Here is a 1430-nt window from a genome sequence, read left to right on the forward strand (position 1 = left end):
CTGTCCGAAATTTAATATTCTAGAAAGTTTATGAATATTTTCTACTTATAAAAGAGGGGAGTGAAATATCTTAATAAACATAAGGGCTTCACTGAAATAGTGAAGCCCTTATTGAATAAAAATGCAGATTAAGCAGACGCCAAAGGAGTCTGCAACCAATTCGTGGGAATGGTGTAGGAGAACCCATTAGCTGTGGTGTATGAGCCCAAAAGGCGTGCCCAGAAATATCGACGATAGAAAACGTCCTGGTTGAAACAGGTCGTATTATTCCAGTTCATGGTGGTGGTCATGGGGCTATTAGCCCACGGGACTGAACGGTCAGATGATTGTCCGGTATTCGAACCAATCCAGTTGAAGGTAAAAATATCCCACAGGTAACCGTCATTGTTAATATTTTGGTTTCGCACCACAGTGGGATTGGCCCAGCTACCGCTGGTTACGGTAATTGAGGACACCAAACCAGCAGGGAATGCTACCTGCTGGCGAATATTAGAAAGCGTAACAGTGGTTTGCGGTGCATTCTCCACTGGGGGGACAGCAAAGCCGGCAGCCGCAGTTCCGCCAGCGCGGGCGTTAGTCCACAGTCCCATGTTGCTTACCTGGCGCTGATTTGTTCCACAACTTGCTGACTGGCTATAAACGAGACGACCAAACCATGATGCGGAAATCGAGTAGCGTGGCTTCGATGAAGCATAAGCGGGAATAGTTGCAGATGCTGCCACAATCGGCGCAGCCCATGCCGCACCTTTAGCGAGAGAACGGCGAGATAAATCGGGGGTCATATTATCCTTATGTGAGTAATTTTTGACGAAAAAGTCTACGGGGGATTCATGTGAAAACGATTGGTTTAATGGAGAAATAAACCAATTATCTGGTTTTCTAGGGTTGCCTAGCGATTTTATCAAACCGTCTGCTTAAGCATCCTTCATTCTTTGCATATACCACTGTAGAGGTATATGGAGGCTTATTCAAAAGTAGGAACACACCCACACCCCACCAACTAGACAACGGCCCCACCAGCGGCAAAAATAAGAGGATTAAATCACTACAAATAACCTCAAGCCATACCGGAAGAACCGTTGCTCCACCAGCGTACAACAGGGCTCACACCTCAGCAATTCACCACGCTACTGACAGCCCTCACCTCTCATATCACCTGGGCAAAACCAGGCGGAAGACCACCAGCACTAACCCTGGCCCAGGGTCTTAAAGTCACCCTTTTCTACCACCGACACAACCTCACCGAAGAACTCCTCGCAGAAATCTTCAATACCTCCCAGCCCACCATCTCACGGACCCTCAACACCGTTGAAAAAGCACTTGAGAAAGCCCTCAGGCCGCTAGAACAGTCTATAGAAAACAGCCTGAAAATCCCTGGTTCACTGGTTATCGACGGCACCCTAATTCCCACCTGGAACTGGCGTTCACTA

2 protein-coding genes are annotated in these 1430 nt (G+C 47.6%); one reads left to right on the forward strand and one right to left on the reverse strand.

Annotated features, from left to right (window positions below):
* Positions 1-128 precede the first annotated feature (128 nt).
* On the reverse strand, positions 129-782 hold the full coding sequence (locus tag ACFR81_RS04355) for a hypothetical protein (protein WP_343874643.1): 654 nt from the start codon (positions 780-782) through the stop codon (positions 129-131).
* Between the two features lie 297 nt (positions 783-1079).
* Here ACFR81_RS04355 and ACFR81_RS04360 point away from each other — a divergent pair.
* A partial coding sequence (locus ACFR81_RS04360) for a transposase family protein (RefSeq protein WP_377148650.1) occupies positions 1080-1430 on the forward strand: 351 nt, incomplete at its 3' end.

The sequence above is a fragment of the Rothia amarae genome, from assembly GCF_042677725.1.
GTDB lineage: Bacteria > Actinomycetota > Actinomycetes > Actinomycetales > Micrococcaceae > Rothia > Rothia amarae.

Excerpts from the sequence above, each read along its gene's own strand:
- ACFR81_RS04355 (WP_343874643.1), bottom strand. The coding sequence starts at position 782 with ATGACCCCCGATTTATCTCGCCGTTCTCTCGCTAAAGGTGCGGCATGG.